Consider the following 16078-nt stretch of genomic DNA (forward strand, 5'->3'; position numbering starts at 1 on the left):
CCTCCGTCTGCCCGTAGCCGCCCATCTTCGACCGGCACCAGGGCGAGCCGTCCACGGTGATCATGTCGTCCCACTCGGCCGAGTGGGCGACGAACCGCAGCGACGACAGGTCGTATGCGCCGTCCGCGTTCGCCTTCGTCACGGCGTCGATCATCGGCCCGAACAGGAACGCCTGCGTCACCCGCTCGGCGTCCACCAGCCGGCAGACCTCCTCGGGGTCGAACGCGGGGATGAAGACGTTCGTGCCGCCGATCTGGAAGGTCGCCAGGCAGAACATCATCGTGCCCACGTGGTAGAGCGGGCCGCTGTTGAGGAAGGTGAAGCCCGGCTCCATCTGCCGGACGACGAGCAGCGAGGTGGCGTGGGCGACGAGCGCGGCGCTGCCGAGCAGGGCGGCGCACGGCCGGCCGCCGAACGCGGCGGTGTAGAGCGCCAGCACCGGCTCGGCGTCCGCCACCTGCGGCAACTCCCGGGGGCTCGCGTCGGCGATCAGCCGCTCGTACGCGTCGCCCGCCCGCACCCACACGCCCTGCCCCGAGCCGCGCAACGCGTCCGTCGTGTCCGACGGCTCCCAGACGACGACCGACGGGGTCAGGTCGGCCAGCACGAACCGCAGCTCGTCCTCCGACTGCCGCCAGTTGGCCGGGCAGCACACCGCTCCCAGCCGCGAGCAGGCCAGCAGCAGCTCCAGCACCGCGCAGGAGTTGCGGCCCAGCCAGAGCACCCGGTCGCCGCCGCCGACCCCCAGCCCTGCCAGGGCACCGGCCAGGCGGGTCACGCGGGCGTCGAGCTCCGGATACGTCAGCCGCGTCGCGCCGTCCACCACCGCGGTGACCCCCGGGCGGCTGCGGGCGTGGTCGGCGAGGACGTCCGACAGGGACAGGCTGTGGATCATGTGACCCTCCGGGGGAACGCGGGCATCACTTCGGCGGCGAAGAACCGCATGACCTGCTTCATGTCCTCCAGCGGCATCGGCCGGGTGCTGCCGAAGTCGCACAGGAGGTTGGTGAAGCCGGCGTTCCTGAGCAGTGTGATCTGGTCGATCACCCGTGCCGGGTCCCCGATGACCTCCAACTGCTCCCACCGGAAGTCGGCCGACACGGTGCCGCCCTTGAGATAGCGGTCCTGGTAGTACTCGAAGCCCTGCGCGGCGCGGCCCGTCTTCGGGTCGATCGGGGCGCTGCGCTCGTTGAAGATGCGCGAGCGGTCGAATGACGCCTCGAAACGTTCCTGGTCCGCGCGGGCCTGCTCCAGGGTGGGGGCGACGTACACGCTGCGTGCCACCACCAGCTCGGCCCCGTCCGGGTGGCCGGCGCGAGCGGCCGTCTCGCGCCAGGTCCCGGCCGCCGCGCAGACCTTGCGGAACGTCGCGGCGGGGTCGGCCAGGATGGGCAGCCCGCGCTCGGCGTACATGGTGACGGTCTCGGGCGAGACGGCCGCGACGTGCATCGGCGGGTGGGGCGCCTGCAGCGGCCTCGGCACGAGCGAGACCTCGGCGCCGGTCCGGTAGAACTTCCCTTCGTGCTGGTACGTCTCCCGCGTCCAGAGCCCGACGATGACCTCGAGCGCCTCGTTGAACCGGTCGCGGGCCTCCGCCAGGTCGATCCCGAACCCCTCGAACTCGGCGCTCTGGTATCCGCGTCCGATCCCCAGGTCGAGCCGGCCGCCGGAGAGCACGTCCACCTGCGCGGCCTCCTCGGCCACGTGGATCGGGTCGTGCAGGGGCAGCACCACGATGCCGGTGCCCAGCCGGAGCCGAGTGGTGCGGGCGGCGGCGTGGGCGAGCATGGTGAACAGGTTGGGGGCGACGCCGTAGTCGCGGAAGTGGTGCTCGGCCAGCCGTACCCCGTCGAACCCCAGCTCCTCGGCCAGTTCGATGAGCTCCAGGTGGTGGTCGTAGACGTCCTTGAAGCTCTGGCCGTCGAAGCGGTGGAAGAGGTGGAAGGTCGAGAACTTCATGCGGCGGCCCCTCGAGGTAAACCAAGCGCTCGCTTGGGAGCGTATACGCGAGAGCCCACCACAGTCCAGGCCGGGGCGGGCCGCCGCGATCTCGCTGGAGCGGAGGGCGACCTGACGCGGCCGCCCTCGTCAGCGGGCGCTGAGCGCCTCTTCCCTCGACGGCGCGGATGCGGGCGAGGGCCGCAGGACGGGTGCCAGCAGCGTCAGCAGCACCACCACGCCGGTGATCATCACGAACGCGGCCGGATAGGACAGCCAGTCCGCGACCCACCCGATGACGGCGGGCGCCGACAGCCCCGACACGTACGTGATCGTGGCCACGCCCGCGACGCCCGCGCCCGGCGTCGTCCCGGCGTTGCCCGCCGCCGTGAACACCAGCGGCACGACCACCGCCACGCCGAGGCCCAGCAGGGCGAACCCGGCGATGCCCAGGGCGGGGGAGCGGGCAACGACCACCATGACGCAGCCGGCGGTCGCCACCATGCCACCTGCTCTGACGGCCGTCACGGGCCCGAGCGCGTGGATGACCCGGTCGCCCGCCAGCCGGGCGCCCGCCATGGCGACCATGAGCACGGTGTATCCGGCGGCGGCCGCCCCGGGGCCGGCGGAGGCGATCTCGGAGAGGTAGACGGCTGCCCAGCCGGCGCCGGCGCCCTCCGCGAACGTGGCGCAGAACCCGACCGCGCCGATGGCCAGGATGCCGCGGGAGGGCAGGACGAGGCGGCGGGGCGGAGGCGCATGGGTGGACGCGTCGCCGGGCGGCAGGCTTCTCCCGGCCGCCGCGCCCAGCACGATCAGGGTGAGGGAGACCGCCGCGAGGTGGATCCTGGCGTCGATGCCGGCCTGCGCGGCCAGGGCTCCGACGCCGCCCGCGGTCAGGCAGCCCACGCTCCACATGCCGTGCAGTCCTGACATGATCGAGCGGCCGAGACGGCGTTCGAGCACGACGGCGTGGGCGTTCATCACCACGTCGCACATGCCGGCCGTGCAGCCGTACAGCAGGAACGCCCCGAACAACCAGCCGGGCGCGGGCGAGAGCACGGGCAGGATCACGCTCGCGCTCCACGCGGCGAGCAGCACGCGGGTGGCGGCGCGCCCGCCGAAGCGGTGGGCCAGGCGGGCGGCCAGCGGCAGGCCGGCGATGGCGCCGATCGACGGGAAGAGCAGTGCGAGGCCGAGGATGCCGGGGCCGAGGTCCAGTTGGTCCTGGAGCCAGGGGATGCGGGTGGCCAGGCTGCCGCCGACGGCGCCGTGCAGGGCGAAGACGACGGCGATGGCCCGATGGGGATTCATGCGAGCAAATTATCAGGAAGGGTTCCTGATGAAAAGCTTTTTATGCAGGGTCCCTGACTAATATGGAGGGATGAAGACCGCGACCCCGTCCATGGCCCGTGCGATCAACGACCGGCTGGCGCTCGACCTGCTGCTCGAACGCGGTCCGCTGACCGCGCCGCAGCTGCGCGCGCTGACCGGTCTGTCCCGGCCGACCGTGTCCGACCTCATCGAGCGGCTCACGGAAAGCGGTCTCATCGAGGTCACCGGCGAGACCGGCGCCGAGCGGCGGGGGCCGAACGCCCGGCTCTACGGCCTCGTGGCGGGCCGCGCCCATGTGGCGGGCGTCGACCTGCGGCGTTCCGCCGTGCACGTCACGGTCGCCGACCTCGCCGACCTCGCCGGCCGGCCGGCCGGCGAGGCCTCGCGAGCGGTCGCCGGCGAGCTCGCCGGTCTTGTCGCCGGCGCGGTCGAGGATGCGGCGGCCGGCCGCGCGCTCGACATGGTGGTGATCGGCGCACCGGGGCTGGTCGATCCGGGCACCGGAGAGCTGGTGTCCGCCAACGAGGTGCCCGGATGGAGGCCGGGGCTGATCTCCTCGCTGGGGGAGCGCCTCGGCGTGCCGGTGCTCCTGGAGAACGAGGTCAACCTCGCCGCCGTCGCCGAGCTGCGTACGGGAGCCGCGCAGGGAAGCGAGGACTTCGTGCTGCTCTGGCTGGGTGACGCGACGGGAGCGGCCGTCGTGCTCGGCGGCAGGGTGCGACGAGGGGCGTCGGGCGGCGCGGGAGAGATCGGCTTCCTCGACATGGGCGGCACCGACTTCTGCCACCTCGTGTCGGCCGACGCCGTCCAGGGGCTCGACCGCGCCGAGCTGGCGGCGCGCATCGCCAGGGGCGCCTTCGCCTGCGTCACCCTCCTCGACCCCGGGCTGATCGTGCTCGGCGGCGAGCTGGGACAGGACGGCGGTGACGCGCTGGCGGAACAGGTGGCCGAGCACCTGCGGGCGATGTCACCGGCGCCCACCGAGGTCCGCGCCACCACGGTCGAGGGCGACGCGGTGCTGCACGGAGCCGTGCTCACCGCGCTCGACCGCGCCCGTGACAACGTTTTCAGCGGGGTCAGGCCAGGGCGCTGACCAGCCCGATCGCCAGTGCCGTCCGGTCGGGGATGTGCTCGACCAGCACGTGTTCGTGCCGCGCGTGCGCCCCGTCCCCGATCGCCCCCATGCCGTCCAGCACCGGGCGCCCGAGCGCCGAGACGAAGTTGCCGTCGCTGGCTCCGCCGACCGCGGCCTCGTCAAGCAGCCATCCGAAGCCGGCCGCCACCTCCTGCGCCTCCTTGAACAGCCGCTGGGAGGCCGGGTTGGGCGTCATGGGAGGCCGGTTCCACTCGCCGGTCGACGAGATCGACACCCGCGGGTCCGACGCCCGCAGCCTGGCGAACACCTCGTCGATCCGCTCCATCTCCGCCGGATCGCTCACGCGGACGTCCACGCCGCAGGTCGCGCGCCCGGCCGCCACGTTGCGGCCGGTGCCGCCGCCGATCAGGCCGACATTGACCGTGGTGCCGCGCTCGGGCGAGCCCGCCGCGGCCAGCGTGGTGACGACCTCGGCCAGCGCGTGGATCGCGCTCGCCCCCGCGTACGGATCCAGCCCCGCGTGCGCCTCGACCCCCGTGGCGCAGACGTTGAACAGCCCCACGCCCTTGCGCGCGGTCTTGAGCGCGCCGTCCATGGACGCCTCGAAGACCAGAGTGGCCAGCGCGTCGATGCCGGCCGCCTCGATGTGCTCGCGCGAGGCCGGACTGCCGATCTCCTCGTCCCCGTTGAACAGGTAACGCACGCTCGGGTGCGGCAGGCCCAGCTCCCGCAGCCCGCGCAGCGCCCAGATCGACTGCACCAGCCCCGTCTTCATGTCGAACACGCCGGGCCCCGTGGCCTTGTCGTCCACCACCGCGAACGGCCACGAGCGCAGCGTCCCCGTCGGCCAGACGGTGTCGTAGTGACAGAGCATGAGCACCGTGCCCGGGGCGGTGCCCTGATAGGTGAGCTCCAGGATGTCGCCGTGCTGTCCGCCCTCGTGCAGGATCTCGTCGTCGGGCGTCCCGAGCCGCGCGACGGCTCTGGCCCTGATCTCACGCAGACCCTTGACCAGCATGGCCTTGTCGTAGCTGTGGGTCTCCAGCTCGACCACGGCCTTCAGGTCGTCGAGCATGGCCGGTAGGGCCTGCCGGGTCCAGTCGGTGATCAACGCGAACATCCTTCCGAGGGCTGCCGGGAAAGGGACGTGGCCACGGGCAAGCCTCCTTTCCGCAATACGGTCAACCATTACACGGGGTCACGACTCGTCATGACAAGTCGAGATTGCCGCTGGTTTCCGCATGTCCCGACACGGCCCAAGCTCACACGGCGGGCTCAGGAACGGCCGTGGGCTCGCGCAGCGGAAGCCGTACCTCGAACCACGTGTCGCCCGGCTCCGAGCGCACCTTGATCTCCCCGCCGTGCCGCCCGGCCACGATCCGGTAGGAGATGTCGAGCCCGAGCCCGGTGCCCTCCCCGACGGTCTTCGTGGTGAAGAACGGCTCGAAGATCCGGTCCCTGATCGCCTCGGGCACGCCCGGCCCGGTGTCGCCGATCTCGACGATCGCCTCGTCCTCGTCGTACGCGGTGCGGATGGTCAGCGTGCCCGACTCGCCCATGGCGTCGAGCGCGTTGTGCATCAGGTTGGTCCACACCTGGTTGAGCTCGCCCGCGTAGCAGGGGATCAGCGGCAGCGTACGGTCGTAGTCGGTGACCACCGTGACCCCCGGCGGGATCTTGCCACGGAAGATCGCGACCGTGCTGTCGAGCAGGTCGTGCACGTCGACCAGCTGGAACGGCGCCCGGTCCATCTGGGAATACTGCTTGGCCGAGCGGATCAGCGACGTGATGCGCTCGGTCGCCTCGGTCACCTCGCTCAGCATCTGCGAGATCTCGATCGCGTCGGCCAGCCAGCGCAGAGCGGCCGGCGTGTGCTCCTCACCCATCGTGCCGCGGACCTTGCGCAGGTCGTCGCTGGAGAATCCGGCGTTGACGAGCGAGGGCGCCAGATCCCACGCGTCCTCGACGCCCAGCTCGTCCAGCTCCTCGCCCAGCGCGTCCTCGGCGTCGGAGATCTCCAGCGGCGAACGCTGCTTCCTGCCCAGCGCTTCTGTGCAGTGCTCCTGCACCTCGACCAGCGTGCGGAGCTTGTCGGGTGCGATGCCGTCCTGGGCGAGCTGGGCGAGCTGCAACCGCGAGGTCCGCAGCAGCGTGCGCAGCTCGCTCACCGCGCGTACGGCGGCCGCGGCCGGGTTGTTCAGCTCGTGCGTCAGCCCGGCCGTGATCGTTCCGAGCGCGGTGAGCCGCTGCCGCCGGTCGATGATCTCCCGCTGCATCCTGCCGCCCGACAGCAGGCCGTCGAGCAGGTGCATCGCCATGGGGAACCACTCGGCCACTATGTAGGCGAACTTCTTGGCCGGCAGCATGAAGATCCGCGAGGGGGCCGTGGCCCGCAGGGTGTGCTGGTAGGTCTGCGGCGCCCGCAGGCCGAGGTAGGCCGAGGTGGCGCCGCCGTAGACGCCGGGCTGCGAGGTGCGGGGCATGGCGACGGTGCCGGCGCTGACCGTCTCGCTGATCATCTGCACCTCGCCCTCGATCAGCACCGCGAAGCACTCCGCCGGCTCGCCCTGCCGCAGGACGTCCTCGTCCTGCGCGTACGTCTGCACCGCGCCGCTGCCGGCGAGCTTGCTGAGCTGCTCGTCGGTCAGCCGCTCGAACAGGAACAGTTTGCGCAGCTCGTCGATGTCGATGCTCGCCTGCTCTCGGTTCATTGTTTCTCCAGGTAGCGGTGCACGAGTGTGACGGCCATCGCGCCCTCGCCGACGGCGGAGGCCACCCTCTTGATGGACTCCGCGCGTACGTCGCCCGCGGCGAGCACCCCGGGCACGTTCGTCTCCAGGTAGTACGGCTCCCGCCGCAGCGGCCAGTTGCGCGGCCGCCGCCCGCCCTGGACCAGGTCGGGCCCCGTCAACACGAACCCCCGCGCGTCCCGCTCGACCGTCTCACCGAGCCACGACGTGTACGGCTCCGCGCCGATGAACACGAACAACCACTGCGCGTCGACGACGCGCTCCTCGCCCTTGGACGACAGGGTCAGCCGTTCCAGGTGGTCGCTGCCGCCACCGTCGACGACCTGCGTCTGCAGGTGCACCTCGACGTTGGGCAGCGCGGCGATCTGTTCGATGAGGTAGTGAGACATGGACTTCTCCAGACCATCACTCCTCACCAACAAGTGGACCTTGCTCGCGAATCCCGACAGGTAGACGGCCGCCTGCCCGGCCGAGTTGGCCGCGCCGACGACGTGGACCTCGGTGTCCCTGCACGCGGGGGCCTCGGTCAGGGCCGCGCCGTAGAACACGCCCCGGCTCACGAAGTCATCGAGCCCCGGGGCCTGCAGCCGGCGGTAGGTGACGCCGGTCGCGAGGATCACCGCGTGGGCCGCGATCTCGCCGCCGTCCTTGAACCCGACCACCCGCGCCTGCCCGCGCGGCTCCAGCGCGGTCACCTTGCGCGCGGTCAGCAGCTCCGCCCCGAACTTCAGCGCCTGCCTACGTGCCCGGTCGGCGAGCTGCTGGCCGGAGACGCCGTCGGGGAACCCCAGGTAGTTCTCGATGCGGGAGCTCTGGCCCGCCTGGCCGCCCGACGAGTACGCCTCGACCAGCACCGTGTTGAGCCCCTCCGACGCGCCGTAGACGGCGGCGCCGAGCCCGGCGGGCCCGCCGCCCACCACGATCAGGTCGTAGAAGTCGGTGGCCGGGGTGGTCGACAGCCCCACCGTCGTGGCCAGCGTGGACTGGTCGGGCGACTGCAGCGTGGTGCCGTCGGCGGTCACCACGAGCGGCAGGCGGCAGTCCTCGCCGGCCGCCCTGACGAGCTGCTCCCCCTCCGGGTCCTCGGCCAGCATCCACTGGTACGGCACGTGGTTGCGGGCCAAAAAGTCGCGCACCTTGTACGACTGCGCGGACCACCGGTCGCCCACCACGCGCAGCTCCGACCGCTCGATCCTGTCGGTGCGCAGCCAGGCGTCGAGCTGCCCGTCGATCACCGGGTAGAACTTCTCCTCCGGCGGATCCCACGGCTTGAGCAGGTAGTGGTCGAGGTCGACCACATTGATCGCCTGGATGGCGGCGTCGGTGTCGGCGTAGGCGGTCAGCAGCACCCGGCGCGCGTACGGATAGAGGTCCATCGCGGCCTCCAGGAACTGCACGCCGTTCATCTGCGGCATGCGGTAGTCGGCCAGCAGGGCCGCCACCTCGTCGCCGCGCAGCCGCATCTCCCTGACCGCGTCGATGGCGTCCTTGGCCGCCTCCGCGCGGACGACCCGGTAGTTCTGGCCGTAGCGACGCCGTAGGTCACGGGCGACCGCCCGGGAGACGCCCGGGTCGTCGTCCACCGTCACGATGACCGGCTTCTCCATGCCGTTACGCCCCCGCCTTGTCGCACTCCGTCCCTTAAGGGAAGGATGTCATGTGCGAAGCGGTGCCTGAGCACCTGCTCCACCAGGTCCGCGCAAAGGCCGGCGAGCAGCCGTCTCCAGGCCGCGGGCGTCAGGCGATGACGCGGCTCTCCCCGCCGTCGACCAGCAGCGAGACCCCGTTCACGAACGACGCCCGCTCGCTCGCCAGGAACGCCACCACGTCGCCCACCTCCTCGGCGCGTCCGATGCGGCCGACCGGCACCGACTCGCCCCGCTGCCGCAGCGCCTCGTCGTCGCCGGCCAGCTCCCGCAGCCGCTCGGTCTCGATCGGGCCCGGCATGACGTTGTTGACCAGCACGCCGTCGCGGCCCGACTCGCGGGCCAGCGTGCGCACGACGCCGGCCACGGCCGAGCGGGTGGCGTTGGACAGCGCCAGGCCGTCGATCGCCTCACGGGCCGACCTGCTGGTGACGGTAACGATCCGGCCCCAGCCGCGGGCTCGCATCTCCGGCAGGACCGCATGGATGAGGCGTACGGTGCCGAGCAGGTTGCGCTGGATCGCGACGTCCCACTCCTCCAGCCCCACCTCGTCGAACCGGCCGGCCGGCGGGCCGCCCGCGTTGGCCACGAGGATGTCGATCGGGCCGAGCACGTCGCGGGTCTCCTCGGCCACCCGCCGCGCGGTGGCCGGGTCCTCCACGTCGGCCAGCACGGCGTGCACGACCTTGCCGTATTCCTGCAGCTCCACCACCGCGTCCGCGAGTCGCTCCGGGCTGCGGGCGCTGACGCAGACGTCGCAGCCTTCGCGCGCGAGGCTCTTGGCCGCGGCGAGCCCGATGCCCGCGCTTCCTCCGGTGACGAGGGCGACCTTGCCCGAGATGCCGAGATCCATATGCGCGACTATAGGTCGTGCGGGCGTTCGCACTGTCCGGGCGGGGTCCTGACGGGGCTCAGGTCTTGTGCACGCGTACGAGTTTGTCCGGGTTCAGCACGGTGTAGATGTCCTGGATGCGGCCGTCGCGCACGTTCACCATCACGACCTGGTCGCCTTCCATCGACCGGGTCCAGAGCGCCGGGTGGCCGTTGACGTCCATCAGCCCCACGTCCGTGAACGCGTACCGGGCCGTCAGCGCCGACAGGAAGGACAGCACCTTGCCCCGGCCGGAGACCGGCCGCAGCGCCGCCCTGACCTTGCCGCCGCCGTCGTTCCACGAAACGACGTCCTCGTGGAACAGCTCGGTGAGCGCGTCGAGGTCGCCGCCCTTCGCCGCGTCCATGAACCTCACCAGCAGCCTGCTGTGGTCCTCGGTCGTCGGCTGGAACCTGTCTCGCCCCTGGGCCAGCCGCGTGGACGCCCGGTGGTGCAGCTGCCTGGCGTTGACCACGGACGACTCGATGATCCCGGCGATCTCGTCGTACGGCAGCTCGAACGCCTCCCGCAACACGAACGCCGCCCGCTCGGGCGGTGAGAGCCGCTCCATCATGTGCAGGGTGGCGTACGAGACGGTGTCACGCAGCTCGGCCGTGTCCAGCGGGCCGGCCTCCGACGTCAGCACCGGCTCGGGCAACCACGGCCCGGTGTAGGACTCCCGCTTGGCCCGCGCGGAGCGGAGCTGGTCGAGAGCCAGCCGCGACACCACGGTCACCAGGAACGCCCGCGGTTCCCTGATCCCGTCGCGGTCGGCGCCCTGCCAGCGCAGCCACGCCTCCTGTACGACGTCCTCGGCGTCCCACATGCTCCCGAGCAGGCGGTAGGCCAGCCCGAGCAGCATGGGGCGGTGCTCCTCGAAGTCCACGCTGGCATCATGCCCCGTCACCGCGGCGGGGTGCGTGCCGGGGGTCGCGTGCGGGCCGCGCGCCGGAGGTGACAGTTCACGGGGTGGTAATGCCGCAGGAAGCATGATGGGCTGGACGTGTGGCGAGAAACCTCATCCTCTCAGGAGGCCTGTTCCACGACTTCGCCGCCACGTCGGAGGCGCTCGCCGAAGTGCTCTCCGAGGTCGGGGTCGAGTCGGAGATCACCGAGGACATCGCGGGCGCGCTGAGCGAGCCGTCGGAGGTCCAGCTCATCACCGTCAACGCGCTGCGCTGGCAGATGGGCCACGACCGTTTCGCCGACCAGCGGGCCGCCTCGGCCTTCTCCTTACCGGCCGAGGCCCGCACCACGCTTCTCGACCACCTCGACCGGGGCGGCGGGCTGCTGTGCATGCACTCCGCGTCGATCTGCTTCGACGACTGGCAGGGCTGGCCGCGCGTTCTAGGCGGCTGCTGGAGCTGGCCCAAGTCCCACCATCCGCCGCTGGGGTGGACGGGGGTGCGGGTGCACGGCGGGCATCCGGTGGTCGACGGCCTGCGCGACTTCGACGTGGTCGACGAGGTCTACAGCGACCTCCACGTGCTGCCCGACGTCAAGCCGCTGGCCTCGTCGAACGGCCAGCCCCTCGTCTGGGCGCGGCCGGTCCGGCGCGGCCGGGTCTTCTACGACGCGCTGGGCCACGACACCAGGTCCTACGACAACGAGATCCACCGGACGCTTCTCCAGCGGGCGGCGTTGTGGCTGCTCAAACGGCCGGTCACGATCCGCGAGTGACGTGTCCGGAAGTTACAAGACCACGGGCGGCGGTCCGGGCACGATGACGGTATGAACGTGAACTTCTCCGTGATCCCCGGCTTCCTGGCCGGGCACGCGCGTGTCCTTGACCGCCGCCGCTACGACCTGATGACCGGCGGGGGCGACGCCGCCTCCGTGCTGGCCGCCCTCGACGCCTACCGCAACCCCGACGGCGGCTACGGCTGGGGCCTCGAACCCGACCTGCGCACGCCCGAGAGCCAGCCGGGTGCCGCACTGCACGCCTTCGAGGTGTTCGGGGACGTCGCCCCGCACACCAGTCCGCACGCGGCGGCGTTGTGCGACTGGCTGGAGTCGGTCACGCTGCCCGACGGCGGGCTGCCGTTCTCGTTCCCGCTCGCCGTCTCCGAGGCCAGCGCTCCCTGGTGGAGGAGCGGCGACCCGTCCGTGTCGTCCCTGCAGATCACCTCCGTGACGGCGGCCGCGGCCCACCAGGTCGCCGCGCACGACCCGGCCGTCGCGGCGCACCCGTGGCTGGAGCGGGCCACCCGCCACTGCCTCGACGCGATCCAGCGGCTGGAGGGCATGCCGCACGCGTACGTGCTGCTGTTCTGCGTACGTTTCCTCGACGCCGTCCACGACAGCAGGCCCGAGGCGGCCGAGCTGCTCAAGCGGCTGGCCGGTCACCTCCCGGCGGACGGGCGGGTGCCGGTCGAGGGCGGCACCGAGGAGGAGGCGCTGCGGCCGCTCGACTTCGCGCCCCTGCCGGGCAGCCCGGCCCGCCGCCTGTTCGAGCCCGAGGTGATCGCCGCGGACCTCGTACGGCTGGCGGGGGAGCAGCAGGACGACGGCGGGTGGGTCGTCGACTACGCGCGCATCTCACCCGCCGGGGCGCTCGACTGGCGCGGCGCCGTCACGGTCGGCGCGGTCCGCACCCTGCGCGCCAACGGCATGGTCTAGAGCATGGGGTTCGTCAGAACCCGGAGGGGCGTCCCGGCGCGAGGTCGTGGTTCTCGTCACCCTTGAGCGCCGGGCTGAACACGCAGATCAGCCGCATCCCGCCGGCAGAGGTCAGGCGGTGTTCCTCGCCCGGGTCCGGCGCGTACAACGTGCCGGGGGCGAGGGCGAACAGCCCGTCGGCCGTCTCCACCCGGCCCTCGCCCTCGACGCAGTAGCAGGCTTCGAGGTGCCGGTCGTACCGGAGGAGGGTGGTCGTGCCCGGGCGCACGTAGGTGTCGGTGAGCGTGTATCCGCGTCCGTCCGCCGCGACGAGGAGGCGGCGGCTCGTACCGTTGGTCCAGTCGACGTCGTGCGCGGACCCCAGGACGTCATGAAATGTCCGGATGAGCATTGTGACTCCGGTGCGGTCAGGGCCACACCACACCGTCGCGGACGGTGTCGATGCGGTGGTCGCTCACGTGTCCTTCGAACAGGCGCGTTCCGAGACCGTACGCCTGGGCCAGCGGATCGGCGGGGTCGCGTGCCACCTCTCCGCGCGAGTTGGCGACGCCGCGCACGACGCCGACCAGGTCGTGGTGGAGGTAGCGGGCGAGCTCCTGCAGTTGCGCGGTGACGCCGACCATCGAGCCCGGGTAGGTCTCCTCGGAGCTCACCACGACGGCCAGCCGCTTGCCGACGAGGCGTCGCCTGACGTCCGCGCAGCCGGGGTAGCCGGTCTTGAGGTAGCAGAAGAGGCGGTCGATGAAGATCTTCAGCTGCCCCGCGATGCCGTACCAGTAGAGCGGGGTGGCCAGGACGAGTGCGTCGGCGGGAAGGACCTGCCGCAGCAGCAGCGATTCGTAGCCGTCGCCGATCGAGCATGCGCCGTCAGCCTGCCGGCACGTGCGGCAGTCGCGCAGGGGCGCCGCGACCGCGTCGGACAGATCGGCGAGCTCGACCTCGTGCCCGCGGCTCGCCGCCCCTTCCAGTACGGCCTCCGCCAGCAGGCGTGAGTTGCCGTCCTTGCGGGGGCTCGCGCTCAGGGCGAGTGCTTTCATCAGCCGTGCACCTCTTCCTTCTCGGCTGCTCGGCTCCCATGCTGCCGGTCGCCAATCATGAAGACAATCAAATGTTTCTGGCCGGTAATGGTAAGTTGACGTGCATGGTCGATCCGGCTCGCCTGAAGCTGCTCGTGGCCCTGCACGAGCAGGGCACGCTCCATGCCGCGGCCTCCACGCTGCACATCTCACCGTCCGCCGCCTCCCAGCAGCTGGCGACGCTGACGCGCGAGGCCGGGGTGCCGCTCGCCGAGGCCGACGGCCGCAAACTGCGTCTCACGGACGCCGGCCTCGTGCTCGTGGAGCACGCCTACGCCATGCTCGCGCTGGTCGAGCGGGCGATGGGCGAGGTCCAGGCCACGGTGAACGGCGAGCTGGGGCGGATCACGGTGGGCTCCTTCCCCTCGACGATCTCTTCCCTGCTCATCCCGGCGGCTCTCATGCTCCGCGACAGCCATCCAAGGCTGCGGGTCGACATCCGCGAGATCACCGCGCCCGACTGCCGTGACCGGCTCGCCGGCGGAGAGCTCGACGTGGTCGTCGAGGTGGAGGCGGAGGGAGCGCCGTCCGGCGACGACGCGCGATGCACCAGGGTGGAGCTGGGCACCGACGACTTCGACCTCGCCCTGCCGATCGGGCACCCGTCGGCGCGCGAGCCGTCGGTCGGCCTGTCGCGGCTGCGGGACGAGGAGTGGGTCAGCACCATCGAAGGCGACGCCTGCGACCGCCTGCTGCACCTCGCCTGCGCCTCCGCCGGGTTCCGCCCCCGGGTGCGGCACCGGGCCGGCGACTGGACGGCGATCCTGGCCCTGGTCGAAGCGGAGATGGGCATCGCCTTCGTCCCCCGCGCCGCACGGCTGCCCATCCCCGCGGGGGTCGTCAGCGTGGCCCCGACCGGGCACGACATCCGGCGGCACGTCTACGCGGCGGTCCGGCGCGGGTCGGAGGCCCGGCCGGCGATCGCGGCGTATCTCGCGGCGCTCGAAGCCGTCGCGGCGCGGGGCTACAGGCCGAGGCGGGCGGCCGACTCCGACTCCTGAGCCATCCTGCGCAGCGCGTCGAACGCCCGGCCGTAGAGGACCGTTCCGAGCACCAGGGCCTCCACGGCGGCGTCGCGCGGGCCGTCGAACGGGATCTTGCCCATCTCCACCTCCGACACCAGCTTCCTCGCGGTCTCGACGTAGGGCGCGAGGTCCACGGCCAGGCCGAGCTGGCGCATCCTGACCAGCGTCTGGGCCAGTTCGTCGCGGGTGGGGGCCTCGGGCGTGACGTTCCAGCCGAGCTCCTCGACGAGGTGGTCGACCTCGGCGCGGGCCCGCTGCCACTCCTCGCCGGAATCCGGCTGCACGCCCGGGCTGAGGGCGTAGTGGGCGATGCCCAGCATCTCGTGGATGGGCAGCGACTCGTCGTCGACGGCGGCGACGACCTGCTTGATCGAGGCGACGGAGAGCCTGCCCACGTCGAGCAGGGCCCGGATCAGGCGGAGCCGGCGCAGATGCGACTCGTCGTACGCGGCCCGCGTCGGGGCCGTCTGCTCGCCCTGGTGGAGCATGCCCTCACGCAGGTAGTACTTGATCGTGGGGATGGCCACGCCGGACCTGGCGCTCAGTTCGGAGATGCGCATCAATAGATACTAGCGCTATCCAGATCGGGCCAGGTGGCGGGCCGCGCTGACCAGCTCCTGTACGTCGGCCTGGCGGTTCCAGAGGAAGACGACCTCCAGGGGCGGGACCTCCTCCTTGATGGGGAGGAAGGCGAGCGTGTCGGGGATCTTCGTGCCCTCGTGGACGCACAGGGCGTAGCCCGCGCCCGAGTCCACCATGTCGATGACCAGGTCGTGCGTGGCCGCCGACGGGCCGAGGCGGGGGTGCAGGCGGTGGCGTACGAACCCTTCGAGGAAACGGCGGGCGCCGGCCACCGCGTCGGACTCCGGCATGACCAGCGGCTCCGACGCCAGGTCCGCCAGCGACAGCGTCCCGGCGGCGGCAAGGGGATGCGCACGCGGCATCAGCGCGTGCACCGGGAAACGGTGCACGAGCATGCGGCCCACGCCCCTCGGCATGGAGCCGGGCGCGTAGCCGAGCCCGGCCTGCAGCGCGCCGTCGGCGATGGAGACGAGCTGCTCGGCCGTCCCCATCGGGGCGACGCGCAGGTTTCCGTTCTGCAGCTGGGACAGCAGGCGGGCCACCACGTCGGTCAGCCCGTCGGCCACGCCGAGGCGGGCGACGTGGCCCTTGCTCCTCGCGGCCGTCACGGCCCGCTCGAAGGCGTCGACCGCGACGGTGGCCTGGGCCAGGAACGCCTCGCCCGCCTCGGTGAGCCGCACCCCGCTCGACGAGCGGCTGAACAGCTCGACGCCGATCTCCTTCTCCATGGCTCTGAGCTGCTCGGACAGCGTGGGCTGGGAGATGTGCAGTGCGGCGGCGGCGCGGCGCAGGGAACCCGCGCGCGCGATCGCGAGGGCGTAGCGGACGTAGCGTAGATCCATCGCTCACCTCGGCCGTGATGATGATGGGCTATCGGTTGATCGAACCTCGGTATTACACGAGGCGATAGCTTCCGTGAAGATACACAGTTATCCGGCGCCGTCGATCTTCCCGTGCCGGGCCCTCACCCGCTGGCCGGGGGCCTGTCCTGCGGTTCCGGCCGGTGCGGGGGCGGGGCCTGCGAACGCCGAACGCGGACGTTCCGGCCGGCCGTAAAGGCGGGACGCGGCTTGCCTAGCAAGCGCTTGTCTGGATCGGTGCGGCCGGTTAGCGTGATCGGGGCGCGGGAGGGGGGAACAT

The 16078-nt window shown here is 71.8% G+C and carries 16 protein-coding genes; 4 read left to right on the top strand and 12 right to left on the bottom strand.

Annotated features, from left to right (window positions below; genetic code table 11):
- The 3 genes from E1267_RS36150 to E1267_RS36160 all read right to left on the bottom strand — a co-directional run.
- Positions 1 to 895, bottom strand: an 895-nt coding sequence (locus E1267_RS36150; RefSeq protein WP_165959992.1) for an AMP-binding protein, incomplete at its 3' end; no start/stop codon positions are given.
- Positions 892 to 1959, bottom strand: a complete 1068-nt coding sequence (locus tag E1267_RS36155) for an LLM class flavin-dependent oxidoreductase (protein WP_132339537.1) — start codon at positions 1957 to 1959, stop codon at positions 892 to 894. The genes E1267_RS36150 and E1267_RS36155, both read right to left, overlap by 4 nt.
- A gap of 129 nt (positions 1960 to 2088) precedes the next feature.
- Complete coding sequence (locus E1267_RS36160) at positions 2089 to 3252, bottom strand: MFS transporter (protein WP_132339539.1); 1164 nt, start codon at positions 3250 to 3252, stop codon at positions 2089 to 2091.
- A 70-nt stretch (positions 3253 to 3322) separates the two neighbouring features.
- Here E1267_RS36160 and E1267_RS36165 point away from each other — a divergent pair, with 70 nt between their 5' ends.
- Positions 3323 to 4366, top strand: a complete 1044-nt coding sequence (locus E1267_RS36165) for an ROK family transcriptional regulator (RefSeq protein ID WP_132339541.1) — start codon at positions 3323 to 3325, stop codon at positions 4364 to 4366.
- On the opposite strand, the gene E1267_RS36170 is transcribed toward E1267_RS36165, so the two are convergent.
- The 5 genes from E1267_RS36170 to E1267_RS36190 all read right to left on the bottom strand — a co-directional run bounded on the left by E1267_RS36170 (position 4350) and on the right by E1267_RS36190 (position 10522).
- A complete protein-coding gene (locus E1267_RS36170) occupies positions 4350 to 5489 on the bottom strand; it encodes a M20 family metallopeptidase (protein WP_220449841.1) in 1140 nt (379 codons plus the stop codon). The two genes, E1267_RS36165 and E1267_RS36170, sit on opposite strands and share 17 nt — an antisense overlap.
- Before the next feature lie 142 nt (positions 5490 to 5631).
- On the bottom strand, positions 5632 to 7080 hold the full coding sequence (locus tag E1267_RS36175) for an ATP-binding protein (RefSeq protein WP_132339543.1): 1449 nt from the start codon (positions 7078 to 7080) through the stop codon (positions 5632 to 5634).
- Complete coding sequence (locus tag E1267_RS36180; protein ID WP_132339545.1) at positions 7077 to 8726, bottom strand: NAD(P)/FAD-dependent oxidoreductase; 1650 nt, start codon at positions 8724 to 8726, stop codon at positions 7077 to 7079. Before E1267_RS36180 ends, E1267_RS36175 begins: the two co-directional genes overlap by 4 nt.
- A gap of 130 nt (positions 8727 to 8856) precedes the next feature.
- Positions 8857 to 9618 (bottom strand): SDR family NAD(P)-dependent oxidoreductase, encoded by a 762-nt coding sequence (locus E1267_RS36185; RefSeq protein WP_132339547.1) that lies wholly within the window; start codon positions 9616 to 9618, stop codon positions 8857 to 8859.
- 58 nt (positions 9619 to 9676) lie between these two features.
- On the bottom strand, positions 9677 to 10522 hold the full coding sequence (locus E1267_RS36190) for an RNA polymerase sigma-70 factor (RefSeq protein ID WP_246064475.1): 846 nt from the start codon (positions 10520 to 10522) through the stop codon (positions 9677 to 9679).
- A 119-nt stretch (positions 10523 to 10641) separates the two neighbouring features.
- On the opposite strand from E1267_RS36190, the gene E1267_RS36195 reads away from it, so the two are divergent.
- Together E1267_RS36195 and E1267_RS36200 are read left to right on the top strand one after the other, a co-directional pair.
- Complete coding sequence (locus tag E1267_RS36195; protein WP_132339551.1) at positions 10642 to 11316, top strand: ThuA domain-containing protein; 675 nt, start codon at positions 10642 to 10644, stop codon at positions 11314 to 11316.
- Positions 11317 to 11367: 51 nt separating this feature from the next.
- Entirely contained in the window at positions 11368 to 12255 is an 888-nt protein-coding gene (locus E1267_RS36200) for a hypothetical protein (protein ID WP_132339553.1), read from the top strand.
- 13 nt (positions 12256 to 12268) lie between these two features.
- Here the strand turns inward: E1267_RS36200 and E1267_RS36205 are convergent, their stop codons facing one another.
- Both E1267_RS36205 and E1267_RS36210 read right to left on the bottom strand, forming a co-directional pair.
- Positions 12269 to 12646 carry an ectoine synthase gene (locus tag E1267_RS36205; RefSeq protein WP_132339555.1) on the bottom strand — a complete coding sequence of 126 codons (378 nt, stop codon included), beginning with the start codon at positions 12644 to 12646 and terminating at the stop codon, positions 12269 to 12271.
- A gap of 16 nt (positions 12647 to 12662) precedes the next feature.
- Complete coding sequence (locus tag E1267_RS36210) at positions 12663 to 13292, bottom strand: flavodoxin family protein (protein WP_132339557.1); 630 nt, start codon at positions 13290 to 13292, stop codon at positions 12663 to 12665.
- 104 nt (positions 13293 to 13396) lie between these two features.
- Here E1267_RS36210 and E1267_RS36215 point away from each other — a divergent pair, with 104 nt between their 5' ends.
- Positions 13397 to 14332, top strand: coding sequence for a LysR family transcriptional regulator (locus E1267_RS36215; RefSeq protein ID WP_165959993.1), 936 nt, complete (start codon positions 13397 to 13399; stop codon positions 14330 to 14332).
- On the opposite strand, the gene E1267_RS36220 is transcribed toward E1267_RS36215, so the two are convergent.
- Both E1267_RS36220 and E1267_RS36225 read right to left on the bottom strand, forming a co-directional pair.
- Complete coding sequence (locus tag E1267_RS36220) at positions 14296 to 14916, bottom strand: MerR family transcriptional regulator (RefSeq protein WP_132339561.1); 621 nt, start codon at positions 14914 to 14916, stop codon at positions 14296 to 14298. The genes E1267_RS36215 and E1267_RS36220 overlap by 37 nt on opposite strands.
- Before the next feature lie 15 nt (positions 14917 to 14931).
- Positions 14932 to 15780, bottom strand: a complete 849-nt coding sequence (locus E1267_RS36225) for a LysR family transcriptional regulator (RefSeq protein ID WP_132339563.1) — start codon at positions 15778 to 15780, stop codon at positions 14932 to 14934.
- Positions 15781 to 16078: the final 298 nt, after the last annotated feature.

The sequence above is a fragment of the Nonomuraea longispora genome, assembly GCF_004348345.1.
In the GTDB taxonomy this organism is placed as follows: domain Bacteria; phylum Actinomycetota; class Actinomycetes; order Streptosporangiales; family Streptosporangiaceae; genus Nonomuraea; species Nonomuraea longispora.